Origin of the sequence: Streptomyces sp. NPDC002734, from assembly GCF_040295685.1 — a bacterium.
GTDB lineage: Bacteria > Actinomycetota > Actinomycetes > Streptomycetales > Streptomycetaceae > Streptomyces.
The window spans coordinates 160,853-185,247 of the sequence record NZ_JBEOVU010000013.1 but is presented as its reverse complement, the minus strand read 5'-3'; the positions used below and the strand labels follow the sequence as shown (position 1 = coordinate 185,247).

Below are 24,395 nucleotides of genomic sequence, written 5' to 3'. Positions count from 1 at the left end.
CGACGCTCCGCGTCGCCTCCCTCCTCCGCCTTGCAGCCGCACGCACCAGACCCCGCTCAGGCCCGCTGACAAGCGAACCGGCAGCAAGAACGGCATGATCCGCCGGACAGGCCCTAGTCGAGGTAGCCGCGCAGTTGCTCGGCGAAGGTGTGGTCGCGCAGCTTGCTCAGGGTCTTGGACTCGATCTGGCGGATCCGCTCGCGGGTGACGCCGAAGAGGCGGCCGATCTCCTCCAGGGTGCGCGGCCGGCCGTCGACCAGGCCGTAGCGCAGCTGCACCACCCGGCGTTCGCGCTCGCCCAGGGTGGAGAGCACGGCGTCCAGGTGCTGGCGCAGCAGGATGAACGACGCCGTCTCGACCGGGGAGACGGCGTCGCCGTCCTCGATGAGGTCGCCGAGGGCGACGTCCTCCTCCTCGCCCACCGGGGCGTGCAGCGACACCGGTTCCTGGGCGAGCCGCAGGACCTCGCGGACCCGCTCGGCGGTCAGGTCCAGCTGGGCGGCGACCTCGTCGGCGGTCGGCTCGTAGCCCCGCTCCTGGAGCAGGCGGCGCTGCACCCGCACCACGCGGTTGATCAGTTCGACGACGTGCACGGGGACGCGGATGGTGCGGGCCTGGTCGGCCAGCGCGCGGGACATCGCCTGGCGGATCCACCAGGTGGCGTAGGTCGAGAACTTGTAGCCGCGGGCGTAGTCGAACTTCTCCACCGCGCGGATCAGGCCCAGATTGCCCTCCTGGACGAGGTCCAGCATGGTCAGCCCGCGGCCCACGTACCGCTTGGCGACGGAGACGACCAGCCGGAGGTTGGCCTCGATCAGGCGGCGCTTGGCGAGCCGGCCCAGCACGACCAGCCGGTCCAGGTCGTGGGCGAGCCGGCTGTCCAGGTCGGGGGTGCGGCCGAGCTTCTCCTCGGCGAACAGCCCGGCCTCCACCCGGCGGGCCAGCTCGACCTCCTCGGCGGCGCTCAGCAGCGGGATACGGCCTATCTCGCGCAGGTACTGCCGGAACAGGTCGGCCGAGGGGCCCGCGGTCTGCGCCTTGCGCCGCGCCGCGACCGGCTCCTCCAGGTCGGCCGGCTCCACCTCCACCGGCTCCACCTCCGCCGGCTCGGCCTCCGCGGCCTCGGCCACGTCCGCGGCGTCCACCGGCTCGGCGGGGTCGTGCGGCCCCACGGGTTCCACCGGTTCGGCCGGCTCGTCGAGGGACGGGACCTGCGTCTCGGGGTGGTGCGCCGCCCGGTCCTGCAGGGGCACCGCCGCCAGGACCGGTGCGTCGCCCTCGGCGAGGGCGCGCGAGGGACCGGCGGCGTGGGAGAGGGTCTGGGTCTGCACGCGTGCGACCTCCAGGGTGATCGCTGCTGGGGGTGCGGCAGCGCTTGCGTCTGTGGGCGACTGCGGGGGGTGACGCCGGGCGGCTCGGCCGCGTCGTGGGTCACGGGCCGGGCGTGCTCCGGGGGTACTCGGCGCCGGACCCAGTGTGGCGCAGGACACACTCCCCTCACGAGGGTCGTGCGCCCACTTTCTGCGACCGGTACGTGACGGCTTGATTACCCAAGCGACGCAAAACTCATGTGCGCCCCCAGAAATCCCTCTGTAATGATCAGCGGATGCCCCGTTCTTCCTACGAAGCGCACCTGACGGTGCGGTGCCCGGACGACGCCGCGCTGGACCGGCTGCGCCGCTGGTCGGCGGCGCGCGGACTCAAGCTCACCCACGTGGTGCTCGCCCGCGGCCGCACCCCGTCCCAGCCGATGGTCACCCTGCGCGACGCCGACTCGTACGCCGGCCAGCTGTCCCAGGCCAGTGCGGTGCGGGACGCGTTGGAGGCGGACGGATTCCCGGTGGCCCGGCTGAAGGTCGAGTCCGACCCACTGGCCCCGGAGGTCCCGCGCGAACCCTGTGAGGACGGGCGTCACTTCGAGCACCACGTGAAGCTCCGCCTGGAGGCGGCCGCCGACCTGGCGGCCCTGGCGGCCCGGGTCGCCCCGCACGGAGCCCACCTGTCGTGGAACGCGCGGCGGGTCACCGGCCCCGGACACCACGAACGGTTCGTCACCCAGCGGTGCCGGGGCGTGGACGCGGGAGGCGCGCGGCGGGCGCTGGACGCCCTGCTCGAAGTCCTGGCGGGAGAGGAAGTGCTGGACATGGAGCGGGAGTTCGTGCTGTACGACAGCGACGCCTCGGTGGACGCGGGGTGGCTCGAGGAGCTCGGTGAGTGCGACGACCTCAAGGAAGGACCTGTGGGATGAGCACGCCCAGGAACCCGTGGAAGAACCCGAGGTACTACGACCTGCCGGCGACGCTGAGCTGGGTGGACGCGGACGGGGTGACCCAGTCGCCTGTCTTCGACCCGGCGATGAAGCACCGCACGGACGCCTACCGCGCCTCGGAGCCGCGGTTCGAGCACGCCCGGCAGGGCGCGCGGTGGCGTGCCGCGCGCCGACGGGCGCTGGATCTGGTGCTGGAGGCGGTGGCCGGGTCCGCGTGGTCCGACGCTCTGGTGCTGCGCGGCAGCGCGCTGATGGCGCTCCGGTTCGGCGCGGAGGCCCGTGAGCCGGGCGACCTGGACTTCGTGGTCGTCCCGCACACCTGGGCCATGGAGGACCCCGGCACGGCGCGGATGCTGGAGGAGATCGCCCGGGCCGCGCAGTCGCTCTCCGGCTGGGAGGCGGCCTGCCCGCGGTTCGACGCGCGGGGCGCGGTGACGGAGGACATCTGGACCTACGAGCGGGTGCCCGGCCGCCGCATGGTGCTGCCCTGGTCGGCACCGGAGGCGTCCGGTCTGCCCGGCGGGTCGGTGCAGCTGGACTTCGTCTTCAACGAGAGGCTGCTCCAGGAGCCGGAACCCGTGGAGCTGCCCGGCGGCGGGACGGTGCGGGCGGCGACGCTCGAACTGTCCCTGGCCTGGAAGGTGCTCTGGCTGCTCTGCGACCGGTACCCGCAGGGCAAGGACCTCTACGACGCGGTGCTGCTGGCCGAACGCGTGCCGCTGGCCCAGGAGTTGCTGCGGCCGGTGCTGGAGGACTGTGAGGACTGGCCGTACCTGCGGAGCCTGGGGCTGCTGACGCGCGCACACCTGGCCGAGCAGCTGGCGGACGTCCAGTGGGAGGAGTTCGTGGTCGACCATCCGGAGTTCGAGGGCCGCCGTCAGGAGTACACCGGCCGCCTGCTCGACGCCCTGGAATCCACGCTGGACGGGTTCCGGCTCGACTGACGCCCTCGCGCGCGAACGGCCCGCCCCCGCCGGCCCCCGTCCTGCCCGCCGGGGACATGCCGCGTACGGCGTAATCGGTGGCTCCGGCCCGTGCGGCGGTCACGCTGTGTCTGTCGATCGCGGTCCAGGCAGGGGTGCCGGTGGCGCACGAGGCGTGCGAGGCGCCAGGGCCGCCGGGCAGGAGGAGTTCATGACGGACGTCGTCACCGTCGGTGAGAGTCTGGGCCTGTTCCGGGGGGACGGGACCGGTCCGCTGACGCCCGGGACCTCGGCCACCTTCTCCTTCGCGGGCGCGGAGAGCAATGTCTCCATCGGACTGGCGCGACTGGGCCTGCGGGTCGCGATGGTCGGTCGGGTCGGCGACGACCTGATGGGCCGGGTGATCGGCGAGGGACTGCGGTCCGAGGGCGTGGACCTGTCCGCTCTCGTCGTCGACGCGGAGGCTCCCACGGGGTTCATGCTGCGGTACCACCGGACGGCGGACCGGGTCGTCGCCGCCTACCACCGGCGCGGTTCGGCCGGATCGCGGCTGAGCCGCGAGGACGTGGACGAGGACCTCGTCCGCTCCGCGAAAATCCTGCACACCACGGGCATCACCCTGGGGCTCGGCCCGTCCGCCCGCGACGCCGTCGAGCACGCCGTCGAGCTGGCCTGCGCGGCCGGTGTCACGGTGAGCGTGGACGTCAACTACCGCTCCAAGCTGTGGAGCAGGCAGGACGCGGCCGCCGCCATGCGCTCGCTGATCGGCCGGGTGGACGTGGTGTTCGGCGGCGAGGAGGAGCTGCGGCTGCTCACCGACGAGACGGAGCCGGAGGCCATCGCCGAGGCCGTCCACGGCCTCGGGCCGACGGAGGTGGTGGTCAAGCGCGGCAGCCGGGGCGCGGTGGGGCGGGACGCCGGCGGGACCGCGACGGTGCCGGCGGTCACGGTCAGCGGCGTGGACCCGGTCGGGGCCGGGGACGCCTTCGTCGCCGGTTACCTCAGCGCCAGGATCGAGGGCCTCGACCTGACCGCCCGGCTCCGCCGCGGCGCGGTGTGCGGGGCCGTCGCGGTGTCCGTCCCCGGCGACTGGGAAGGGCTGCCGCGCCGCGGAGAGCTGGAGCTGCTGTCCGGCGGCGAGGACGTGCACCGCTGAGACCCCGGGCCGGGAGGCCGCGGACGCGGCCCCGGACACGGGCGAGGACGCGGTCCCCGACGCGCACGGGACCGGGACGGGAGCGAGAGGGAGACGATGGACAGCGGCAAGTGGTTCGACTCGGCGTTCGACGGGCGCCCGCTGATGGCGATCCTGCGCGGGTTCGACCCGGGGCGGACCGTCGAGCTGGCCCGGCGCGCCTGGGACCTCGGCGTGGAGTGGGTCGAAGTACCCGTCCAGGGCGAGGACGGCGTGGACGCGCTGGCCGCGGCGGTGGAGGCGGGCCGCGAGCGCGACCTCGGGGTCGCGGCCGGCACGGTGACCACTCGCGAGCGCCTGAGGCGGTCGGCCGCCGCGGGGGCCTCGTTCGCCGTGGCTCCGGGACTGGACCCCGGCGTGGCCGAGGCGGCCCTGGAGTCCGGCATGCCCTACCTGCCGGGGGTGGCCACCGCCTCCGAGATCCAGGCCGCCGGCCGCCTGGGCCTGCGGTGGCTGAAGGTCTTCCCCGCCGCCGCACTGGGCCCGCAGTGGTTCACGGCGATGCGCGGGCCGTTCCCCGAGGCCCGCTTCGTGGCCACCGGCGGGGTGGACGCGGCCAACGCCCGGCGGTTCCTCGACGCGGGCGCCCGGGTCGTGGGCGTCGGCTCCGCCCTCCAGGACCCCGCCCAGCTCGACCTGCTGACCCCGCTGCTGCCCGGCCGCGAACGCTGAACCCCTCGGCCCGCGGACCCGTCCACCACCTCCACCACCCCCACCGACCCACAGACCGGGAGCCGGCATGGCCCGCATCGTCATCACCGACTGCGATCACGACACCATCGAGCCGGAGCAGCGGGCCGCCGCCGCGGCAGGCGTCGAACTCGTCCTGGCCGACTGCGCGGACGAGGACGACGTGATCGCGGCGGGCGCCGGGGCGGACGGGCTGATCGTCCAGTACGCCCCCATCACCGCCCGGGTCCTCGAGTCCCTGCCCCGGCTGAAGGTGGTCAGCCGGTACGGGGTGGGCGTCGACAACATCGACCTCGACGCCGCCGAGGCCCAGGACGTGCTGGTCTGCAACGTGCCGGACTACGGGACCGAGGACGTGAGCGACCACGCCGTCGCCCTGGCCCTGGCGTTGTTGCGCGGCATCCCGCAGCTGGACCGCCGCCTGCGCCAGGGCGACCACGACGTCACCGCCGTCAAGCCGCTGCACCGCTTCCAGGGCCGGACGTTCGGTGTGATCGGCCTGGGCCGGATCGGCGTGGCCACCGCCGTGAAGGCGCGGGCCCTCGGCTTCGAGGTCGTCGCGCACGACCCCTCCGTGACGGAGCCGCCCGAGCCGCTGCGCGGCACCGAACTGCTGTCGTTCGAGGACATGCTGCGCCGGTCCCACGTGCTGTCCCTGAACGTCCCCCTGACCCCGGCGACCCGGCACCTGATCGACGCCGACGCGCTGTCCCTGATGCGGCCCGACGCGATCGTCGTCAACACCTGCCGGGGCGGCGTCGTCGACACACAGGCCCTGGCGGACGCTCTCGAGGGCGGGCGGATCCTCGGCGCCGCGCTGGACGTCGTGGAGGGCGAACCCCTCACGCCGCCGCACCGCCTCTTCGACCTGCTGAACGTCGTGATCACCCCGCACGCCGGGTGGTACTCCGAGGAGTCGTTCACCGAGCTGAAGCACAAGGCCGCGGAGAACGCCGTCGCCGGCGTCCTCGGCCGGGCGCCGCACCACGTCGTGTCCCCCACCACCCCCAGCGGATGACGAGAGGCTGTGGAACATGAGTGAAGAGCGGCGGCCGTCGCTGCGCAGTCAGCGGCTGCGCCTGGTGAACCACCAGGGAGACGCCCTGCGCCTGGGCATGAACTGGACCGAGGAGGACCTGGGCAAGCCGCAGATCCTGGTGGACAGCGCCGACGGCATGGGCCATCCGGGCACCTTCCACTTCCGCAGCCTGGTCGAGGAGGTCACCTACGGCGTCCACGAGGCCGGGGGCAAACCGGGCGTCTTCACGGTCAGCGACATCTGCGACGGCATCGTCCAGGCGACCGAGGGGATGCGCTACTCGCTGGTCTCCCGAGACGTCATGGCCGCGATGGTCGAGATCCACGCGCTGGCGCACCCGCACGACGGGATGGTGGTGGTCTCCGGCAACGACAAGTCCGTCCCCGCGCACCTGGTGGCCATGGCCCGGTGCGACCTGCCGTCGATCCACCTGCCGGGCGGGACGCAGCTCAACGCGCCGGACTTCGTGACCTCCGACCAGATGTGGCCGATGGGCGCCGAGGTCGAGCGGGGCGAGCTGCCCCGGGAGGACCTGGAGGCGGCGCAGCGCGTGGCCTGCCCCACCTGCGGGGCCTGCCAGTTCATGGGCAGCGCGAGCACCGGCCAGGTGCTGGCCGAGGCCCTGGGTCTGGCGCTGCCCGGGTCGGCGCTGACCCCCGTGCCCCTGGCCAAGCTGCTGCGGTACGCCCGGGCGACGGGCAAGCAGGCGGTCCGTCTGGTCGAGGAGAACATCACGGCGCGGCGCATCCTGACCCGTGAGGCCTTCGAGAACGCGATCGTCCTGCACGCCGCCGTCGGAGGGTCGACCAACGCCCTCCTGCACCTGCCGGCGGCGGCCCGGGAGGCGGGGGTCGACGTCACCATCGACGACTTCGACCGCATCCACCGCAAGGTGCCCGTGCTGGCGAACGTGAAGACGACCGGCAGGTACCCCGTCGAGTACTTCTGGTACGCCGGAGGGGTCCCCGCGGTCATGCTGGAGCTGCGGGACCTGCTGCACGAGGACTGCCTCACGGTCACCGGGAAGACGCTCGGCGAGAACCTGGACGAGATCGCCGCCAGCCCGGTGTACTTCGCCGAGCGGCGGGGCTACCTCGCCAACTACAAGACGGGTCCGGAGGAGATCATCCGGCCCCGCGACGATCCGTTCGGCAGCGACGGCGGCATCGCGGTGCTGTACGGGAACCTGGCGCCCGACGGGGCCATGGTCAAGGCGTTCTCCGTGCCTCCCGAGATGCACACCCACACCGGTCCGGCCCGCGTGTTCGAACACGAGGAGGACGCGGTCCACGCGCTCGTCTCCCGCCGGATCGAGCCCGGCGACGTCCTCGTCATCCGATACGAGGGGCCGCGCGCCAACGGCATGCCCGAGATGTACTACGCCGCCGCGATCCTCTCCGCGGACCCCGGCCTGAACACCACCACGGCGATCGTCACCGACGGCCGCTACTCGGGCGCCATGAAGGGCCCGTGCGTCGGCCACGTGTCACCGGAGGCCATTGACGGCGGCCCCATCGCCCTGGTCAGGGACGGCGACCTCATCGAGCTCCACATCCCGGAGCGACGCCTGGCGATCGTGGGCGTGGAGGGCGCGCACCGCTCGCCGGAGGAGATCGAGACGATCCTGGCGAGCCGACGCGCCGCCTGGACGCGCCCGCCGTCGAAGCACTCCTCGGGGATCCTCTCCCTCTACGAGCGCACCGCCCGCAGCGCCTCCGAGGGCGCCTCCCTCACCTGAGCCGAGCACGGGGTGGCCGGCCAGCAAGGGGCGGCCGCCCGCCGCCGGTGCGCCTGCGCGGAGACCCGCCGCCGACGGCCGGCTACAGCGCCGCGGCTCCGCGCTCGCGCAGCGCCTGGCCGTACTGCTGGAGGACCCACAACTCGTTCTGCACGGCGGTGAGCTGGGCGGGGTCGCCCTGGTGGCCCAGGCGGGCCAGGCTGGACTGGACCTCCTGGATGCGGCGGTCCACCGCGCGGCGGCGGACCGCGACCAGCTGCTCCCCCGCGTAGTTCTCGTCGACCGGGCGGCGCACCATGATCGCCTCGACGGCCAGCTCGGTGACCATGGAGCGGACGGTGTCGTCGGGTGCGGCGTCGCGGACCCGGATCAGGTACTCCTGCGGGTCCTGGGCGCCGGCGTCGGCGCCGCCCGCGTCCATCACGGCCTGGCGGACCGCCGCGTAGGGCGGTGCGGTGAACTCGTCGACGCCGTACGCGTCGAAGGCCGGGGAGACCAGCTCGGGCCGCTGAAGGGCGAGCTTGATCAGCTCACGCTCGGTGGCGTGCACCGGGTTGCGCAGGTTGAGCGGCGCGCCCGACGGCCCGCGGGAGCCCTGCGCGGCGGGGCCGCCCTGGGAGGCGCCCGGGCCGTCCTGCGGGTGGCGCGGGCCGTTCTGCGGGGGGCGGCCGTTGTCGGGGGCGGGGCCGCGGCCGCCGCGGTCGCGGGCCCAGCGGGCGATCTGGGCGACCCTGCGCACCACGAACTGGGTGTCCAGGATGCCGAGCATGCCGGCGAGCTGCACCGCCACCTCGTGCTGCGCGCCCACGTTCTTGATCTTGGCGACCACCGGGGCGGCCTCGTCCAGCGCGGCGGCCCGGCCGGCCGGGGTGTCGAGGTCGTAACGGGCCACGATCTGGCGCAGCGCGAACTCGAACAGCGGGGTGCGCGGCTGCACCAGGTCGGCGACGGCGTCGTCGCCCTTGGCCAGGCGCAGGTCGCAGGGGTCCATGCCGTCGGGGGCGATGGCGATGTAGGTCTCGGCGGCGAACTTCTGGTCGTCCTCGAAGGCGCGCAGCGCGGCCTTCTGGCCGGCGGAGTCGCCGTCGAAGGTGAAGATCACCCGCGAGGTGCCGTTGTCCATCAGCAGCCGGCGGAGGATCTTGATGTGGTCGCCGCCGAAGGCGGTGCCGCAGGTGGCTATCGCGGTGGTCACCCCGGCGAGGTGGCAGGCCATGACGTCGGTGTAGCCCTCGACGACCACGGCCCGGCTGGTCTTGGCGATGTCCTTCTTGGCGAGGTCGATGCCGTAGAGGACCTGCGACTTGCGGTAGACGGGGGTGTCGGGGGTGTTGAGGTACTTGGGCCCGTTGTCCGACTCGTAGAGCTTGCGGGCGCCGAAGCCGACGACCTCGCCGCCGATGTCCCGGATCGGCCACATCAGGCGGCCGCGGAAGCGGTCGATGGGGCCGCGGCGGCCCTCCTGGGCGAGGCCGGAGGTGAGGATCTCCTTGTCGCTGAACCCCTTGCCGCGCAGGTAACGGGTGAGGTGGTCCCAGCCCTGCGGGCTGTACCCGACGTTGAAGTGCTCGGCGGCCCCCTGGTCGAAGCCGCGCTCGGCGAGGAAGGCGCGGCCGGTGTCCGCCTCCGGGCTGGTGGCCAGCTGCTCGGCGTAGAACTGGGCGGCGATCTTGTGCGCCTCGATCAGGCGGATGCGCTCGCCGCGCTGGTGGGAGGGGTTGTAGCCGCCCTCCTCGTACCGGAGCGTGATGCCCGCCTGGCCGGCCAGGCGCTCGACGGCCTCCGAGAAGGTGAGGTGGTCGACCTTCATCACGAACGTGATGGTGTCGCCGCCCTCCTGGCAGCCGAAGCAGTGGAAGAGGCCCTTGGCGGGGCTGACCTGGAACGACGGGGACTTCTCGTCGTGGAAGGGGCACAGGCCCTTGAGGTTGCCGCCGCCGGCGTTCTTCAGCTGGAGGTACTCCGAGACGACGGAGTCGATCGGGACCGCGTCCCGAACCGCCTTCACGTCCTCGTCGTTGATCCTGCCGCCGCCAGCCACGTGCAAATTGTACGGGCGCGCGCCGACGTCACGGCTCCACCGCCCGCCGGACCCGCCCGCGCCGCACCCGGCGGCACGGGGCGGGACGGGCGGCGGCCCGGGCCCCGCCGGGTCAGGCGACGAGCGCGTCCAGGGCCACGCGGGGGTCGGACAGGGCGTCCGGGTCCACGGGCGCGCCGCCGCGGATCAGGTCCTGGATCGCGGGCGTGACGTCCCACACGTTGACGTTCATCCCGGCCAGGACGCGGCCGTCCTTCAGCCAGAACGCGATGAACTCGCGCTTGCCGGCGTCGCCCCGGATGACCACCTGGTCGTAGGCGCCCGGCGGCGCCCACCCGGAGTACTCCATGCCCAGGTCGTACTGGTCGGAGAAGAAGTACGGGACCCGGTCGTAGACGACCTCCCGCCCCAGCATGGCCCGGGCGGCCGCCGGTCCGCCGTTGAGGGCGTTGGCCCAGTGCTCCACCCGCAGCCGGGCGCCGAACAGCGGGTGCGGGAACGCGGCGACGTCGCCGGCCGCGAAGACGTGCGGGTCGGAGGTGCGCAGCGAGGCGTCGACCGCGATGCCGCCGCCCAGCTCGCGGGGCGCCAGCTCGAGTCCGGCCGCCTCCGCCAGCGCGGTCCGGGGGGCCGCGCCGATCGCGGCGAGCACGGCGTGCGCCGGGTGCTCCTCGCCGTCCTCTGTCCGCGCGGCCAGGACCAGCCCGTCCTGGCCGACGATCTCGGTGAGCTTCGCCCCGAACTGGAACCGCACCCCGTGCTCGCGGTGGAGCTCGGCGAAGACGTTGCCCAGCTCCGGGCCCAGCACCCCGTACAGGGGGGTGGGAGCGGGTTCGACGACGGTGACCTCGGCCCCGTAGTGCCGTCCCGCGGCGGCGACCTCCAGGCCGATCCAGCCGGCCCCGGCGATCAGCAGGTGCCCGTTGTCGCGGCCCAGCGCGGCCAGCACGCCCTTGAGCCGCTCGGCGTGCGCGAACCGCCGCAGGTGGTGGACGCCCGTCAGGTCGGTGCCCGGCACGTCCAGCCGGCGCGGCTCGGCGCCGGTGGCCAGCAGCAGCCGGTCGTAGGGGACGAGCGTGCCGTCGTCCCCCAGGCGTACGGTCCGGGCCGCGGTGTCGAGCGCGTCCACGGTCTGCCCGAGGTGCAGCTCGATGTCGTGGGCGGCGTACCAGGCCGCCTCGTGCACGAGCGCGCTGTCGCGGTCCGCGGAACCGAGCAGGTAGCCCTTGGACAACGGGGGCCGCTCGTAGGGATGGTCCCGTTCGTCGCTGATCAGTATCACCCGCCCGCGGAAACCCTCGGCGCGCAGCGTCTCCGCTGCCTTCGCGCCGGCCAGGCCTCCTCCGACGATGACGAACGTCTGGTCCGCGTCGACCACGATGTGCCTCCTTCTCCGGTGGTGCCGGATGAGCGTCCCGCACGGAGGCTAGTGCCCGGAGAGAAGCTGCCGAAGAGGCCACGCGGTCCTTGTCCCGGCGGTAACGGACCGTTTCGGCCGGGACGGGCCGCTCCGCCGCGGGAGGGCGGGCCCTCGGGCCGGGGCCGGCCCTCCGGGCGCGGACGGGTGTCAGGCCTGCATGGTGAGGCGGGTGTGCAGGGCCCGGGCAGAGGCGTCGGTCATGGAGGCGATCTGGTCGACGATCACCCGCTTGCGCGCCCGGTCGTCCGCGGCGGCGTCGAACAGCGCCGCGAACTGCGGGTCCAGCCCTTCCGGCGCCCGCGCCGTGAGCGCCTCCGCCAGCTCGGCGACGACCACCCGCTGGTCGGCGCGCAGCCGTTCCTGCTCGGCCCGCTGCATCACGTACAGGTCGGCGACGGCCTTGAGCACCGCGCACTCCATCCGGGTGGTCCGCGGCACCACCAGCTGTGCCTTGTACCGGGTCAGCCGGCCGTCCCCATAGGCGGCCCTGGTCGCCGTCTCGGCGGCGGTGCAGAACCGTCCGATCAGCTGGCTGGTGGCGTCCTTGAGCCGGGCCTGGTCGACGGCGCTGCCGTCGTAGCCGTGCGGCCACCACTCCTGGGCCTGGAGCCGGTCGAGGGCCGCGCCGAGTTCCTCCGGGTCGGTGTCGGCGGGCACGTACCGGGCGTCCAGCACCGCCACCGTGAAGATCTCGCGCCGGTCGGTGGCGCTGTGCAGCCGGGACGGCTGGATGTGACCGGCGTGCAGCCCGTCCTCGACGTCGTGGACGGAGTAGGCGACGTCGTCGGCCCAGTCCATCACCTGCGCCTCGAAGCAGACCCGGTCGCGGGCGGGCGCGTCGGCCCGGACCCAGTCGAAGATCCGGCGGTCGTCCTCGTAGACGCCGAACTTGCGGAAGGCGGGACCGGCCGGGTGACCGCCGCGCGGCCAGGGGTACTTGGCGGCGGCGTCCAGCGCGGCACGGCTCAGGTTGAGGCCGACGCTGGTCATCTCGCCGGTGGTGCGGTCGGTGACGAACCGCTTGGGCTCCAGGCGGGTGAGCAGCCGCAGCGACTGCGCGTTGCCCTCGAAGCCGCCGCAGTCGGCGGCGAACTCGTCCAGCACCTGCTCGCCGTTGTGCCCGAACGGCGGGTGGCCCAGGTCGTGGGAGAGGCACGCCGCCTCCACCAGGTCGGGGTCGCAGCCGAGGGCCGCGCCCAGCTCCCGGCCGACCTGGGCGCACTCCAGCGAGTGGGTGAGCCGGGTGCGGGGGCTGGCGTCCCAGAGGCGGACGGTGCCCGGGGTGACGACCTGGGTCTTCCCGGCGAGCCTGCGCAGCGCGGCGGAGTGCAGCACCCGGGCGCGGTCCCGCTGGAAGGCGGTGCGTCCGGGACGCTTGTCGGGTTCCGGGGCCCAGCGCTCGACGGCTGCCTCGTCGTATCCGGCGGTCGGTTCGTTGCCTGCCATGTCGACGACAGTAATTGGTGCGGGCGACAGCCGCCTCGTGTCGGCCAGGACCCGTCCGGCGGACAGGCCCTACGCCGCGGCGAGCGCGGGGCGCGGCTGTGCGGCGGTGGCGGCCGCCTCGTCGTGACGAAGCAGCACCAGGCGGACGACGTCGGGGTGGGCGCCGAGCGGCGCGGCCACGATGCCGGGGGCGGCCTCGGCGGTCTCGGTGTGGAAGCGTCCGGGGGCGGTGAAGTAGGAGGCGACGGCCACCTCGGTGCGGCCCCGGGCGGCCAGCGCGGCCGCCGCGTCGGCGACGGAGGGCGCGGCGGAGGCGTAGGCGGGGACCACGGGCACGCCCAGGCGGGCGGACAGCGCGGCGGCGGTGCGGCGGGTGTCCACGGCCCCGTCGGGGTCGCGGGAGCCGGAGGCGGCGAGGACCACGCCGTGCCGGGCGGTCACCGCGCCCGCGGTCCCGGGCCAGCCCGCCTCGACGAGCCGCCGGTGCAGGGCGCGCACCAGCAGCGGGTGCGGCCCCAGGGCGGGCGCGAGGCGGACCGGGCCGGTGGCGTGCGCCGCGACGGTGTGCGGGATGTCCCGCTTGACGTGGTGTCCGCGGCCCAGCAGCAGCGGCACCAGCACGGCGGGCGTGCCGCCGAGGGCGCCGAGGGTGTCGGCCAGCAGCGGCTCGTTCAGTTCGATGTGCCCGAGCCGGACGTCGAGGCCGGGCCGCGCCGCGCGCACCAGGCCGGCCAGGGCCCGCGCGGTGGCCAGGGCCCGGGGGTCGCGGCTGCCGTGCGGCACGAGCACGAGGGCGGGGCGTGAGGTCTCGGACATGCCACCGATCCTCCCCCGGTCACGTTGCCGCCCGGTTGCCGCCCGGCGTCCGCCTTGTTTTCCCTCCGATCACAGCGGCTCCGCACCCGGTGTGAGCGGCGTGGGGAACCACCCCACCGCCTCCGGGCGTGTGGGACGACGTGGGGAAACGACACGAGACGCCGCGCGCGCCGCGGCAGGCGCTGCCCGGGATCCTGCCGCGGGTGCGGTGGGGTGTGCGGGCGGCGGCGCGAAGGGCGTGGCCGCGGACGACGGCCGGCCGGCGGCGGGTGGTGCGCGCGGCGGTGGCCGTGTGCGCGCTGGCGCTGCTGCCCTACGCGTGGGTGTGGACGGCGGCGGACGACCGCCTCCGCTCCCCCGAGGAGGCGCCGCGCACCGACGTCGCGGTGGTGTTCGGCGCCGGGCTGTGGGACGGCGAGCCCTCCCCCTATCTGGCGCACCGCCTGGACATCGCGGCCGCGCTCTACGCGGACGGCCGCGTCCGGGTCGTCCTGGTCACCGGCGACAACAGCCGCGAGGAGTACGACGAGCCGGACGCGATGCGCGCCTACCTGATGGAGCGCGGTGTGCCCGGCTCGCGGATCGTCAGCGACTACGCCGGCTTCGACACCTGGGACTCCTGCGCCCGGGCGAAACGGATCTTCGGCGTGGACGAGGCGGTCCTGATCAGCCAGGGCTTCCACGTCCGCCGGGCGGTGGCACTGTGCCAGGAGGCGGGCATCACCTCCTACGGCGTGGCGGCCACCGGCGACCGGCACGACGCCGTCTGGTACTACGGCGTCGTCCGGGAGACCCTCGCGGCGGGCAAGGCCGGGCTCGACGCCCTCCTCGAGCCGGACCCGCACTTCCTCGGGCCCCGCGAGAAGGGTGTCGAGAAGGCCCTCGCGGCCCGGTGAGACGCGGCCCTCGCGGCAGGTGGGACGAGGCCCTCGCAGCGGGGGAGGGAGAGCCCTCACAGCGGGGCGGGACGGGCCGGGAGGTCACCGTCCCGGCCGCGTAACCGGCGGCGACGGGCCTCGTAACAGCTCCCGCGCACGCTGGTCGGTATGCAGAACACCGCCGCGTCCACGCCCACCCACTGCCCGTACTGCGCCCTGCAGTGCGGCATGAACCTGGCCCCCGCCGAGGGGGGCGGAGTGCAGGTGCTGGAGCGCGCGGACTTCCCGGTGAACCGGGGCGCTCTGTGCGGCAAGGGCCGCACCGCCCCGGCCGTGCTGGAGCGCGCGGCGCGGCTGACCGAACCGCTGGTGCGCGGCGCCGACGGCGAGCTGACGCCGGCGAGCTGGGACGAGGCCCTGGACCGGGTCGCCGGCGCCCTGCTGCGCACCCGCGCCGAGCACGGCGCGGACGCGCTGGGCGTCTTCGGCGGCGGCGGCCTCACCAACGAGAAGGCGTACACGCTGGGCAAGTTCGCCCGGGTGGCGCTCGGCACCTCGCAGATCGACTACAACGGCCGGTTCTGCATGTCCTCCGCCGCGGCCGCCGGGACGAAGGCGTTCGGCGTGGACCGCGGCCTGCCGTTCCCGCTGGAGGACGTCCCGCGCACCGGGTGCGTGATCCTGGTCGGCTCCAACCCGGCCGAGACCATGCCGCCGTCGCTGCGCTACTTCACCGAACTGCGCGACAACGGCGGCACGCTGATCGTGATCGACCCGCGCCGCACCCGCACCGCCGAGCAGGCCGACCTGCACCTGGCGCCCCGCCCGGGCACCGATCTCGCCCTGGCGCTCGGCCTGTTGCACCTGGTGGTCGCCGAGGGACGGACCGACGAGGCGTACATCGCGGAGCGGACCACCGGCTGGGAGGAGGCCCGGGCCGCGGCGATGGCGCACTGGCCGGAGTACGTGGAGCGGATCACCGGCGTGCCGGTGCCGCAACTGCGCGAGGCGGTACGGATGTTCTGCGAGCCCGAGGCGGCGATGGTGCTCACCGCGCGCGGCCCGGAGCAGCAGTCCAAGGGCACCGACACGGTCGGCGCGTGGATCAACCTCTGCCTGGCCACCGGCCGCCCCGGCCGCCCGTACTCCGGCTACGGCTGCCTCACCGGGCAGGGCAACGGCCAGGGCGGCCGCGAACACGGCCAGAAGGCCGACCAGTTGCCCGGCTACCGCAAGCTGGACGACCCGGAGGCGCGGCGCCACGTGGCGGGCGTGTGGGGCGTGGACCCGGACTCGCTGCCGGGGCCGGGCCGCAGCGCCTACGAACTGCTGGACGCCCTCGGCACCGACGTCCGCACCCTGCTGCTGATGGGGTCCAACCCGGTGGTCTCCGCGCCGCGCGCCGCGCACGTGGAGGAGCGGATCCGCTCGCTGGACTTCCTCGCCGTGGCCGACGTGGTGCTCTCCGAGACGGCGGCGCTGGCCGACGTGGTGCTGCCGGTGACCCAGTGGGCGGAGGAGACCGGCACCACCACCAACCTGGAGGGCCGGGTGCTGCTGCGGCGGCAGGCGCTGGCCCCGCCCGCCGGGGTGCGCAGCGACCTGTACGTGATGCGGGAGCTGGCCGCCCGGCTCGGCGTGGAGAAGGGGTTCTCCGACGACCCCGAGGAGGTCTTCGAGGAGCTCCGCCGGGCGAGCGCGGGCGGCCTCGCGGACTACTCGGGCATCACCTACCGGCGACTGGCGGAGGAGAACGGCGTGTTCTGGCCCGCGCCGGAACGGGTCGACGACGGGGGTGCCGGGGACGGCGGGGGTGCCGGTGACGGCGCGCCCGGGGACGGACGCGGGCTCGGGAACGGACGGCCCGAGGGCGGCGGCACCGTCCCGCACCCCGGCACGCCGCGGCTGTTCCTCGACCGGTTCGCGCACCCGGACGGCCGGGCCCGCTTCGTGCCGGTCGTCCACCGGGCCTCGGCGGAGGAGCCCGACGAGGAGTACCCGCTGCTGCTCACCACCGGGCGGGTGGTCTCCCAGTACCAGTCGGGCGCGCAGACCCGCCGCGTCGCCGAGCTGAACGCGGCGGCGCCCGGCCCCTTCGTCGAGCTGCACCCACGGCTGGCGGAGCGGCTGGGGGTCGCGGAGGGCGACCGGCTCGCCGTGGTCTCCCGGCGCGGCCGTGCGGTGGCCCCGGCGCGGGTCACCGGGGCGATCCGGCCGGACACGGTGTTCATGCCGTTCCACTGGTACGGCGAGGGCCGCGTCAACACCCTCACCAACCCGGCGCTGGACCCGGTCTCCCGCATGCCGGAGTTCAAGACCTGCGCGGTCCGCGTGGAGCGGGCCTGAGCGCTCGACGGGCGAACCGGTGGCCGGTCGACGAGTGGACCGGTCGGCGGGTGGACCGGTAGCCGGTCGACGGGTGGACCGGTGGCCGGCCCCGCTCAGATGCCGGTCGTCACCCGGCCACCGCCACCGGTACCCCGGCCCGGGCCTCCCGACCGGATCTTCTGACCGGCGAGGCGTGCGGCGAGGAACTCCCTTTCGGCCTCGTTGCCGGTCAGCTCCAGCGCCTGCCGGTAGGCGGCCGCCGCCTCGTTCGTACGGCCAAGGCGTTGCAGGAGGTCCGCCTTGATCGCTGGCAGGTAGTGGTACCGGGAGAGGCGGCCGTCCTGCTCCAGTGCCTCGACCTGCGCCAGCGCGACCGCCGGTCCGTGGGCCATCGACAGCGGCACGGTCCGGTTCAGCGCGACGACCGGTGAGGGCCACAGCGACAGCAGCCTGTCGTAGAGGGCCACGATCTGTGGCCAGTCCGTCTCCTCGTACGTCGGCGCCTCGGCGTACAGCGAGGCGATCGCCGCCTGCAGGGTGTAGCGCCCTGCGCGGCTGGTGCGCAGGCCGGCCACGATCAACTCGTGCGCCTCGGTCAGCGCGGCGCGGTCCCACAGCGAGCGGTCCTGCTCCTCGAGCCGCAGCAGCCGGCCGTCCGCGCCCGTGCGGGTGGCGCGCCGGGCGTCGGTCACCAGGATCAGCGCCAGCAGCCCACGGACCTCGGGCTCGTCGGGCATCAGGCCCCGCAGGGTGCGGGTCAGGTGCAGCGCGCGGTCGGCCAGGTCGGGGCGCATGAGCGCGGGGCCCGAGGGGGCCGTGTGCCCGGCGGTGAACAGCAGATGGACCACGCCGAGGACGGCCGTCAGCCGGTCCGGCAGCTCCGCCGGGCGCGGCACGCGAAAGGGGATGCGGGCGGTGGAGATCTTCTTCTTCGCCCGGGTGATCCGGGCGGCCATCGTCTGTTCCGACACCAGCAGCGCCCGGGCGACGTCCGGTGTCGACAGCCCGCACACCAGCCGCAGCGTCAGGGCGAGTTGCGCCTCCTGGGCGAGTGCGGGATGGCAGCAGGTGAAGATGAGCCGCAGGCGTTCGTCGGGGACGACATCCTCCGGGTCGACCGCCTGCCCCTGGTCCTGCTCGTCCAGCTCCTCCGACGCGAACTCGTCCACGGCCTCCTCCGGCTCGACCAGCAGCGGCAGTTTCGAGCGGAACGTCCGCTCGCGGCGGATCGCGTCCACCGCCCGGCGCTTGGCCGTGGTGGTGAGCCAGGCCGCGGGGTTGTCCGGGATCCCGTCGCGCTCCCAGGTCGTGAGCGCCGCGGTGTACGCCTCCTGTACGCACTCCTCGGCCAGATCCAGCTCGCGGGCGACACGCACCGTCGCGGCGAGCACGAAGGCCCACTCGCGCCGGTGCGCGTCAGCGACCGCCTGCCTCGCGTCCGTCGCGCCCGTCGCGTCCGCCATGGCCGTCATCGGGTGATGGGCGCGACACCGCCCGCGACGGGCCGCACCTCGACCCCGCCGCGGCCCCACTGGACAGCCGGGTTGCGGCGTGCCAGCTCCAGGGCGGCGTCCAGGTCGGGAGCCTCGATGACGCAGATGCCGGCGACGACTTCCCTGGAGTCGATGAAGGGGCCGTCGGTGACCACGTCGCCGCGCAACGAGGTGGCGGTGTCGACCGGATGCAGCGCGTACGCCGTGATCATGGCGCCGGAGTCGATGAGGTCGTCGGCGTGCCGCTTGCTCGCCGCCTGCTGCTCGGGGCCGTAGTCGCCGGCCGTGGGGTCGTCGTAGATGAGGATCGCGTACTGGGCCAAGACGGGCCTCCTTGACTGTGTGTCCGGTCGGTACGCCTCTACGTCGGACGGGCGACGCGGATTCAACAGACCGTACGCAGACTTCTTCGGGCACCGGCGTCGGGAGCCGACCCGTGGCCGGTCAGCGGGTGAACCAGTCGCCGCCCGCGATGACCCGTCCCTCGGCGCGCAGCCGGGCGGCCAGGCGCGGGGCGGCGAGGTACACCCAGGCGAGGACCGTCGCCCCGTCGCGGGTGCGGGTGACCTCGCGGACCGCGCGGAGGTAGAGGCTGGACGGGTCGCCGGGCCGGTACTCCTCCAGTTGGTCCAGCGCGTCCAGCACCCGCTCGTAGCCGACCTCGGCGAGGGTCACCAGGTCTCCGCGGACGACGCCGGGCTCCACGTCGGCGGCCCTCCCGGCTCCGGGCTCGGCGCCGTCCTCCTCCAGCGCGTACGGGTAGCCGGGGCCCTCGTGCAGGACGACGCCGCGCAGCGTCGCCGGCTCCTCGGCGGTGGTGCGGCCGAGGAGGTACGAGGGGTGGTAGAGCCCGCCCGGGCGGAGCGTGCCGTAGACGAAGACGGGGAGCCGCTCGGTCCGCGGGCTCATCCGGCCGCCCCGGTCCCCGCGCCCGTCCCCGCGCCCGTCCCGGTCCCGGTCCCGGGTGTCGTCTCGTCCTCGACCCACCGCAGGTACGCCGCGTCGCCCCGCACCACGGGTGTGGCGATGATCTCCGGTGTCTCGTAGTCGTGCGCCGCCCGCAGGTACGCCTCCAGCGCCTCGTAGCGGGCGGCCGTGGTCTTGAACAGCACCTGCCACTCGGAAGCCGTCTCCACCACGCCCTGCCAGCGATAGACCGAGGTCACCGGCCCGGCGATCTGCGCGCAGGCGGCGACCCGCGCCTCCACGGCGCCCCGTGCGAGCGCCTGCGCCTTCTCCGGGTCGTCGATGGTGGTGAGCACGGTCAGCCACTCGGCCATGGTCGTCGTCCCTCCGCGGGTGCGCGGTCCTCGCTCCGGTCACCGCCATTGTCCCGCGCCGCGCCCTCACCCGTTCGCCGACCGGCCCGCAGGGCCCCTCGCCGCGCCCGCCGCCACGCGTGAACTGGGCGAACGCCGGGCGGCGCGGACGGTGCGGCGGCGCGCCGGCACCGCCTCGGCAAGCGCCGCGGCGCGCCTGCCGGTTACCTCGTGGGTGCAGGGGCGCGGGAGTCGGCGGCACTCCCGCATCGCCGGGCGAGAGCGACGGGACTGCCGGACACCTCCGCTGTCCGTCGCCGACCATCGCGCGCCCCTGACCCCTCCGGGCGCGACGCCCTCACCCCGGAGGGGCCGCACCCGGCGTCCCGACCCCGCAGCGGGGTGTCCCGAAGCGCCGCGCCGTGGAAAACTCCGTGGACCGGAACGGCAACCTCACCACCCGCCCGCGGCCGGCCGCGGGGGAGGAAACGGAGCACAGCGCATGAGCGGGCGAGAGTTCGACCTGGTGCTGTACGGCGCCACCGGCTTCGTGGGGGCTCTCACCGCCGAGTACCTGGCGCGGGCCGCCCCCGCCGGTACCCGGATCGCGCTGGCGGGCCGCTCGCCGGAGAAGCTGGACGCCCTCCTGCGGTCGCTCGGCGACGGCGCCTCAACCTGGCGGACGATCGTCGCGGACGCTGGCAGTGCCGCCGACCTGCAGGCGATGGCGGAGCGGACCGAAGTCGTCGTGACCACGGTCGGTCCCTACGCCCGCTACGGTCTGCCGCTGGTGGAGGCCTGCGCGAAGGCGGGGACCCACTACGCCGACCTCACCGGGGAGCCGCTCTTCGTGCGCGAGTGCGCCGACCGGCTCCACGAGGTCGCCGCCGCGTCCGGTGCGAAGATCGTCAACTCGTGCGGGTTCGACTCGGTCCCCTCCGACCTGAACGCCTATCTGCTCCACCGCAGGCTGGCCGACGACGACGCCGGACGGATGACCGGCACCACGCTGGTGGCGGCCCTCAAGGGCGGCATGAGCGGCGGCACCGTCGACTCCGGCATCACCCAGCTGGAGGCCGTCGCCGCCGACCGGTCGTTGGGGCGGGTCCTCGCCGACCCCTACGCCCTCAGCCCCGACCGCGGGCGCGAGCCCGACCTCGGGGCCCAGAAGGACCACGCGCTGCGCCGGGCCACCGACGTCGTCCCCGGCATGCCCGGGTGGGTCACCACCTTCATCATGGCCTCGCACAACACGAAGATCGTGCGCCGCAGCGCCGCCCTGCTCGACTGGGCGTACGGCCGCGACTTCCGCTACGGCGAGGTCATGTGGACCGGGAAGTCACCGGCGGCGCCGGTCGTGGCGGCGGGCGTCGCCGTGGCGTTGGCGGCGTTCCAGGCAGGCGGGCCCCTGGTCGCCCGCGGCCCGGGCCTGCGGCTGCTGCGCCGCATCGCGCCCAAGCCCGGCACCGGGCCTGACGCGAAGGCCCGTGCGAACGGGCACTTCACCATGACCACGGTCACCCGGAGCACCACCGGGGCCCGCTACCGGGCCGTGTTCGCCGCCCAGGGGGATCCGGGATACCAGGCCACGGCGGTGATGCTCGGCGAGAGCGGCCTCGCGCTCGCCCTCGACGGGGAACGGCTCCCCGCCACCGCCGGCGTCCTCACCCCGGCCACCGCCATGGCCGACGCCCTCACCGAGCGGCTCCGCGCGGCGGGCTTCACCATCACCACGGAACGCCTGGACGCCTGAGCCCGCTGCCCTTGTCGGTTCCCTCCGTTAAGGTCTGCGGCCATGACTGAGAGCACCGTCGAAGAGTGGCCGGAACCCCCTCTCGCCGGCACCGAGGCGGCAGCCGTCCTCGGCGCCCTCGAACGGCAGCGGGCCACCCTGGCCTGGAAGTGCTCCGGCCTGGACGCCTCCGGCCTGCGCGCCACCCTCGGCCCGTCCACCGTCACGCTCGGCGGCCTCCTCAAGCACCTGGCACACGTCGAGGACAGCCACTTCGCCCGCCTGTGGCTCGGCTCCCCGGTCGGTGCTCCCTGGAGCGACGTCGACTGGGACAGCACCCCCGACTGGGACTACCGCTCGGCCGCGGAGGACACCCCCGAGGAACTGCGCGCCCTCTGGCAGGCATCGGTCGCCCGCTCCCGTGCGGTCGTCGACGCGGCACTCGCCACGGGTGGGCTGGACCAGCTCGGCGCCTACACCACCCGTGGCGGTGAACGCCCCAACCTCCGCCGGATCCTTCTCGACCTCGTCGAGGAGTACGCCCGCCACGCCGGTCACGCCGACCTGATCCGCGAATCCGTCGACGGGCTCACGGGCGAGGACCCGCCCAGGTGACCGAGGCAGGTGTCGTGCCCATGAGCGTTGCCGACGGCTCAGGGCTGTACGCCCGGGGCCGGGGCCCAAGGCCTGGGCATGGGCGGCTCAGGCCAGCCACTGGTCGTACGCCATCTTGACGACCAGCGCGAAGACGACCGTGAGCAGCACCACGCGGACGAAGCCGCTGCCGTGCTTGAGGGCGGTGCGGGCGCCGAGCATGCCGCCGGCCAGGTTGAAGACGGCCATCAGCGCGGCCAGCTGCCAGAAGACGGTGCCCTTCCAGGCGAACATCGCCAGCGCGCCGGCGTTGGTGCAGCAGTTGACGATCTTCGCGGTGGCCGAGGCGCGGACCAGGTCGAGGTGGAGGATCGCGGTGAGCGCCAGCACGAGGAAGGTGCCGGTGCCCGGGCCGATCAGGCCGTCGTAGAAGCCGATGCCGACGCCGCCGATGCCGATCGCGGCGAGCACCCGTCGCCGGGAGACCGGCTCGGCCGAGGGCACGGTGCCGAACGCCGGCCGCAGGATGACGAAGGCGCCGACGCCCAGCAGCACCAGCATCACCACGGGCTTGAGCACGTCCGCGCTGAGCGCCGCCGCCACCAGCGCGCCGCCGCCGGCCCCGGCAAGGGCGGCAACCCCGATCTTCACGGCGGTGCCGACGTCCACGGGGGTGCGGCGGGCGTAGGTGACGGCCGCGCCGGTGGTGCCGACGATGGCCACCGCCTTGTTGGTCCCCAGCGCGAACTGCGCGGCCTGGCCGCCGGCCGGGAGGCCCAGCAGCAGCGCGGGCAGCAGCAGGAGCCCGCCGCCGCCGACCACGGCGTCTATCCATCCGGCCGCCAGTGCGGCGACGCAGAGCAGGACGACGGCGGTCAGCGTTATGTCAGGCATGATCGTCACCCTACGAAGGGCACATATGTAGCGTCCACGGACTTGAGTGGCTTCTGAGCTTGCCGCGTCGAAGACCGAGGTCGTCGGGCAGCACCCTGAACGCCTTGTGCCTGCCGAGAGGCCGGACGGCGCGGACGTCACGGCCCCAGGTCGGGATCGAGCTCGCTGTCGATGGCGGTACGTTGGGCCGGCGATCCGACCTGGAAGGTCTCGTGATGACGGCGCTGAAGCCGAGAGAACGCACCGCCGCCGACCTGCCCGCCTGCGTGGAGGCGCTGCGCGCCGTGCACGAGCGGGACGGCTATCCGCTGAACTGGCCGACCGACCCCGCGGCCTGGCTCAGCCCACCCTCGCTGGTGGGGGCGTGGGTGGCGGAGCGCGACGGCCTGGTCGTGGGCCATGCCGCGCTCTCCCGCCCGGCCGAGGACGACCTGTCGCCCGGCCTGTGGGGCGGCGACCGGAGCGGCGCGGTGGTGGTGAACCGTCTCTTCGTCTCCCCCGCCGCCCGCGGTCTCGGCGCGGGCGCGGCCCTGCTGGAACACCTCACCGCCGAGGCCGCCGCGGCGGGACGGCACCCGGTCCTCGACGTGCTCTCCACCGACACCGCGGCGGTCTCCCTCTACCGCCGCCTGGGCTGGCGGCACCTCGGCGACCGCGAGCAGCGGTGGGGGCCGCAGCAGACGGTGACCCTCCGCTGCTTCGCGGCGCCGGGCGGGCGGGGGACGGCCACGCGCCCCCAGGCCAGGTGATCGACGCGGCCTGTCGCCGAGCAGCGTCCGGCCCGGACGGTCGGCGACGGGCCGCGGCGCGACGCCCACGCCGGCCACCAAGGTGCGGGCAGAGGCGGCCCTTCGCGCGGGCGATGCTCTGCAACCGATCGCCTAGGTGGTCGTGCGTCTGCGGGCCAGTTCCCTGCCCTCCTCGATCAGCGCGTCGGCGACCAGCAGTCGCGGCAGGAGGTCCGGTTCCAGTGTCATCGCGCGGAAGACGAGTGCGACGGTCACGTCGTGGTCGGGCCGGTGGACGACGTCGACGGGGTCGGAGGCCCGGATGTCTCCCGGCTCGATCACGCGCAGGTAAGCCCCCGGCACCGCGGCCCGGGTGAACCGCTTGATCCAGCCCTCCCGCTCCAGCCAGCCCTGGAACGTCGCGCAGGGGATCCGCGGGCACGACACCTCCAGGACCACGTCCGGCCCGATGCGCCAACGTTCACCGATCAGGGCGCCGTTGACGTCGAGGCCGAGGGTCGTGAGGTTCTCCCCGAAGACGCCGTTGGCGAGCGGCCTGCCCAGCTCGGCCTCCCACCCGTCGAGATCCTCACGGGCATAGGCGTAGACGGCCTGGTCGAAACCGCCGTGGTGCTTCACGTCGTAGACACGGTCGCCGGCGAGACCGACCTCGCCGGTGCCCTTGGGCCCGGGCGCGGTGACGGCGACCAGGCCGTCGACAGGCCGCTTGTCGATGCCCGTCGCGCTGAGGCCCTTCCACGGGTTGGGGCGGGGCCTGCCGACATTGACGGAGAGCAGCTGCATGCGCGAGACGGTACGGTCCTCCGCACGCCGGGGCGACCCGTTTCCCCGCCAACCTGTGGCAGTCGTGGGTTCGGGCGGGGACAGGGGCCGGGCGGCGACGGTGTCCCT

General features: G+C 74.4%; 22 protein-coding genes and 1 pseudogene. 11 read left to right on the top strand and 12 right to left on the bottom strand.

From position 1 onward, the window contains the following. Positions 1–113: 113 nt before the first annotated feature. Positions 114–1,475, bottom strand: a complete 1,362-nt coding sequence (locus tag ABT026_RS14590; RefSeq protein ID WP_502967975.1) for an RNA polymerase sigma factor — start codon at positions 1,473–1,475, stop codon at positions 114–116. A gap of 131 nt (positions 1,476–1,606) precedes the next feature. On the opposite strand from ABT026_RS14590, the gene ABT026_RS14585 reads away from it, so the two are divergent. From ABT026_RS14585 to ilvD, 6 genes are all read left to right on the top strand, one after another. Continuing rightward, positions 1,607–2,248, top strand: coding sequence for a hypothetical protein (locus ABT026_RS14585; RefSeq protein WP_351114661.1), 642 nt, complete (start codon positions 1,607–1,609; stop codon positions 2,246–2,248). After that, on the top strand, positions 2,245–3,213 hold the full coding sequence (locus ABT026_RS14580) for a nucleotidyl transferase AbiEii/AbiGii toxin family protein (RefSeq protein WP_351114659.1): 969 nt from the start codon (positions 2,245–2,247) through the stop codon (positions 3,211–3,213). Before ABT026_RS14585 ends, ABT026_RS14580 begins: the two co-directional genes overlap by 4 nt. A 190-nt stretch (positions 3,214–3,403) precedes the next feature. After that, positions 3,404–4,348, top strand: a complete 945-nt coding sequence (locus ABT026_RS14575) for a sugar kinase (protein ID WP_351114656.1) — start codon at positions 3,404–3,406, stop codon at positions 4,346–4,348. A 96-nt stretch (positions 4,349–4,444) separates the two neighbouring features. Continuing rightward, positions 4,445–5,059 (top strand): bifunctional 4-hydroxy-2-oxoglutarate aldolase/2-dehydro-3-deoxy-phosphogluconate aldolase, encoded by a 615-nt coding sequence (locus tag ABT026_RS14570; RefSeq protein ID WP_351114654.1) that lies wholly within the window; start codon positions 4,445–4,447, stop codon positions 5,057–5,059. Positions 5,060–5,126: 67 nt separating this feature from the next. Beyond that, complete coding sequence (locus ABT026_RS14565) at positions 5,127–6,095, top strand: C-terminal binding protein (RefSeq protein ID WP_351114653.1); 969 nt, start codon at positions 5,127–5,129, stop codon at positions 6,093–6,095. A 16-nt stretch (positions 6,096–6,111) separates the two neighbouring features. Then, positions 6,112–7,854 (top strand): dihydroxy-acid dehydratase, encoded by a 1,743-nt coding sequence (ilvD, locus tag ABT026_RS14560; RefSeq protein WP_351114652.1) that lies wholly within the window; start codon positions 6,112–6,114, stop codon positions 7,852–7,854. A gap of 82 nt (positions 7,855–7,936) precedes the next feature. On the opposite strand, the gene dnaG is transcribed toward ilvD, so the two are convergent. From dnaG to ABT026_RS14540, 4 genes are all read right to left on the bottom strand, one after another. Continuing rightward, positions 7,937–9,895, bottom strand: coding sequence for a DNA primase (dnaG, locus tag ABT026_RS14555; protein ID WP_351114651.1), 1,959 nt, complete (start codon positions 9,893–9,895; stop codon positions 7,937–7,939). Positions 9,896–10,007: 112 nt separating this feature from the next. Next, positions 10,008–11,273, bottom strand: coding sequence for an NAD(P)/FAD-dependent oxidoreductase (locus ABT026_RS14550; protein ID WP_351114650.1), 1,266 nt, complete (start codon positions 11,271–11,273; stop codon positions 10,008–10,010). A gap of 189 nt (positions 11,274–11,462) precedes the next feature. Then, positions 11,463–12,761 carry a deoxyguanosinetriphosphate triphosphohydrolase gene (locus ABT026_RS14545; RefSeq protein ID WP_351114648.1) on the bottom strand — a complete coding sequence of 433 codons (1,299 nt, stop codon included), beginning with the start codon at positions 12,759–12,761 and terminating at the stop codon, positions 11,463–11,465. Positions 12,762–12,830: 69 nt separating this feature from the next. Continuing rightward, a complete protein-coding gene (locus tag ABT026_RS14540) occupies positions 12,831–13,577 on the bottom strand; it encodes a sirohydrochlorin chelatase (RefSeq protein WP_351114646.1) in 747 nt (248 codons plus the stop codon). A gap of 203 nt (positions 13,578–13,780) precedes the next feature. Here ABT026_RS14540 and ABT026_RS14535 point away from each other — a divergent pair, with 203 nt between their 5' ends. After that, positions 13,781–14,473 (top strand): SanA/YdcF family protein, encoded by a 693-nt coding sequence (locus ABT026_RS14535; protein WP_502967974.1) that lies wholly within the window; start codon positions 13,781–13,783, stop codon positions 14,471–14,473. A gap of 150 nt (positions 14,474–14,623) precedes the next feature. Then, positions 14,624–16,801 (top strand): molybdopterin oxidoreductase family protein, encoded by a 2,178-nt coding sequence (locus tag ABT026_RS14530; protein ID WP_351114645.1) that lies wholly within the window; start codon positions 14,624–14,626, stop codon positions 16,799–16,801. Positions 16,802–16,896: 95 nt separating this feature from the next. On the opposite strand, the gene ABT026_RS14525 is transcribed toward ABT026_RS14530, so the two are convergent. The 4 genes from ABT026_RS14525 to cutA all read right to left on the bottom strand — a co-directional run bounded on the left by ABT026_RS14525 (position 16,897) and on the right by cutA (position 19,556). After that, entirely contained in the window at positions 16,897–18,246 is a 1,350-nt protein-coding gene (locus ABT026_RS14525; RefSeq protein WP_351114644.1) for an RNA polymerase sigma factor, read from the bottom strand. A 5-nt stretch (positions 18,247–18,251) separates the two neighbouring features. Further along, the gene (locus ABT026_RS14520) at positions 18,252–18,599 is read right to left on the bottom strand and encodes a YciI family protein (protein ID WP_351114643.1); all 348 of its coding nucleotides are present in this window, start codon (positions 18,597–18,599) and stop codon (positions 18,252–18,254) included. A gap of 121 nt (positions 18,600–18,720) precedes the next feature. Further along, positions 18,721–19,185 carry a gamma-glutamylcyclotransferase family protein gene (locus ABT026_RS14515; RefSeq protein ID WP_351114642.1) on the bottom strand — a complete coding sequence of 155 codons (465 nt, stop codon included), beginning with the start codon at positions 19,183–19,185 and terminating at the stop codon, positions 18,721–18,723. Next, positions 19,182–19,556: a divalent-cation tolerance protein CutA gene (gene cutA / locus ABT026_RS14510; RefSeq protein ID WP_351114641.1), complete on the bottom strand. Its 375-nt coding sequence runs from the start codon at positions 19,554–19,556 to the stop codon at positions 19,182–19,184. Before cutA ends, ABT026_RS14515 begins: the two co-directional genes overlap by 4 nt. Positions 19,557–20,037: 481 nt before the next feature. On the opposite strand from cutA, the gene ABT026_RS14505 reads away from it, so the two are divergent. Both ABT026_RS14505 and ABT026_RS14500 read left to right on the top strand, forming a co-directional pair. Beyond that, positions 20,038–21,288 (top strand): saccharopine dehydrogenase family protein, encoded by a 1,251-nt coding sequence (locus tag ABT026_RS14505; RefSeq protein ID WP_351114640.1) that lies wholly within the window; start codon positions 20,038–20,040, stop codon positions 21,286–21,288. 42 nt (positions 21,289–21,330) lie between these two features. Then, positions 21,331–21,882: a DinB family protein gene (locus ABT026_RS14500; protein ID WP_351114638.1), complete on the top strand. Its 552-nt coding sequence runs from the start codon at positions 21,331–21,333 to the stop codon at positions 21,880–21,882. 87 nt (positions 21,883–21,969) lie between these two features. On the opposite strand, the gene ABT026_RS14495 is transcribed toward ABT026_RS14500, so the two are convergent. Together ABT026_RS14495 and ABT026_RS14490 are read right to left on the bottom strand one after the other, a co-directional pair. Continuing rightward, the gene (locus ABT026_RS14495) at positions 21,970–22,755 is read right to left on the bottom strand and encodes a sulfite exporter TauE/SafE family protein (protein ID WP_351114635.1); all 786 of its coding nucleotides are present in this window, start codon (positions 22,753–22,755) and stop codon (positions 21,970–21,972) included. A 70-nt stretch (positions 22,756–22,825) separates the two neighbouring features. Beyond that, a pseudogene (locus ABT026_RS14490) lies at positions 22,826–22,897 on the bottom strand (VapC toxin family PIN domain ribonuclease); the annotation flags it as partial. A 73-nt stretch (positions 22,898–22,970) separates the two neighbouring features. Between ABT026_RS14490 and ABT026_RS14485 the strand changes: the two are divergent. Beyond that, on the top strand, positions 22,971–23,504 hold the full coding sequence (locus ABT026_RS14485; RefSeq protein WP_351114634.1) for a GNAT family N-acetyltransferase: 534 nt from the start codon (positions 22,971–22,973) through the stop codon (positions 23,502–23,504). A gap of 132 nt (positions 23,505–23,636) precedes the next feature. Here ABT026_RS14485 and ABT026_RS14480 read toward each other — a convergent pair whose 3' ends face one another. After that, positions 23,637–24,287 carry an MOSC domain-containing protein gene (locus ABT026_RS14480; protein WP_351114633.1) on the bottom strand — a complete coding sequence of 217 codons (651 nt, stop codon included), beginning with the start codon at positions 24,285–24,287 and terminating at the stop codon, positions 23,637–23,639. Between the last annotated feature and the right edge of the window lie 108 nt (positions 24,288–24,395).

What these genes read in the sequence shown, in the direction of transcription:
- ABT026_RS14585 (WP_351114661.1), top strand. Translation starts at nt 1,607, where the DNA reads ATGCCCCGTTCTTCCTACGAAGCGCACCTGACGGTGCGGTGCCCGGAC.
- ABT026_RS14580 (WP_351114659.1), top strand. Translation starts at nt 2,245, where the DNA reads ATGAGCACGCCCAGGAACCCGTGGAAGAACCCGAGGTACTACGACCTG.
- ABT026_RS14575 (WP_351114656.1), top strand. Translation starts at nt 3,404, where the DNA reads ATGACGGACGTCGTCACCGTCGGTGAGAGTCTGGGCCTGTTCCGGGGG.
- ABT026_RS14570 (WP_351114654.1), top strand. Translation starts at nt 4,445, where the DNA reads ATGGACAGCGGCAAGTGGTTCGACTCGGCGTTCGACGGGCGCCCGCTG.
- ABT026_RS14565 (WP_351114653.1), top strand. Translation starts at nt 5,127, where the DNA reads ATGGCCCGCATCGTCATCACCGACTGCGATCACGACACCATCGAGCCG.
- ilvD (WP_351114652.1), top strand. Translation starts at nt 6,112, where the DNA reads ATGAGTGAAGAGCGGCGGCCGTCGCTGCGCAGTCAGCGGCTGCGCCTG.
- ABT026_RS14545 (WP_351114648.1), bottom strand. Translation starts at nt 12,761, where the DNA reads ATGGCAGGCAACGAACCGACCGCCGGATACGACGAGGCAGCCGTCGAG.
- ABT026_RS14540 (WP_351114646.1), bottom strand. Translation starts at nt 13,577, where the DNA reads ATGTCCGAGACCTCACGCCCCGCCCTCGTGCTCGTGCCGCACGGCAGC.
- ABT026_RS14530 (WP_351114645.1), top strand. Translation starts at nt 14,624, where the DNA reads ATGCAGAACACCGCCGCGTCCACGCCCACCCACTGCCCGTACTGCGCC.
- ABT026_RS14525 (WP_351114644.1), bottom strand. Translation starts at nt 18,246, where the DNA reads ATGGCGGACGCGACGGGCGCGACGGACGCGAGGCAGGCGGTCGCTGAC.
- ABT026_RS14515 (WP_351114642.1), bottom strand. Translation starts at nt 19,185, where the DNA reads ATGAGCCCGCGGACCGAGCGGCTCCCCGTCTTCGTCTACGGCACGCTC.
- cutA (WP_351114641.1), bottom strand. Translation starts at nt 19,556, where the DNA reads ATGGCCGAGTGGCTGACCGTGCTCACCACCATCGACGACCCGGAGAAG.
- ABT026_RS14505 (WP_351114640.1), top strand. Translation starts at nt 20,038, where the DNA reads ATGAGCGGGCGAGAGTTCGACCTGGTGCTGTACGGCGCCACCGGCTTC.
- ABT026_RS14500 (WP_351114638.1), top strand. Translation starts at nt 21,331, where the DNA reads ATGACTGAGAGCACCGTCGAAGAGTGGCCGGAACCCCCTCTCGCCGGC.
- ABT026_RS14495 (WP_351114635.1), bottom strand. Translation starts at nt 22,755, where the DNA reads ATGCCTGACATAACGCTGACCGCCGTCGTCCTGCTCTGCGTCGCCGCA.
- ABT026_RS14485 (WP_351114634.1), top strand. Translation starts at nt 22,971, where the DNA reads ATGACGGCGCTGAAGCCGAGAGAACGCACCGCCGCCGACCTGCCCGCC.
- ABT026_RS14480 (WP_351114633.1), bottom strand. Translation starts at nt 24,287, where the DNA reads ATGCAGCTGCTCTCCGTCAATGTCGGCAGGCCCCGCCCCAACCCGTGG.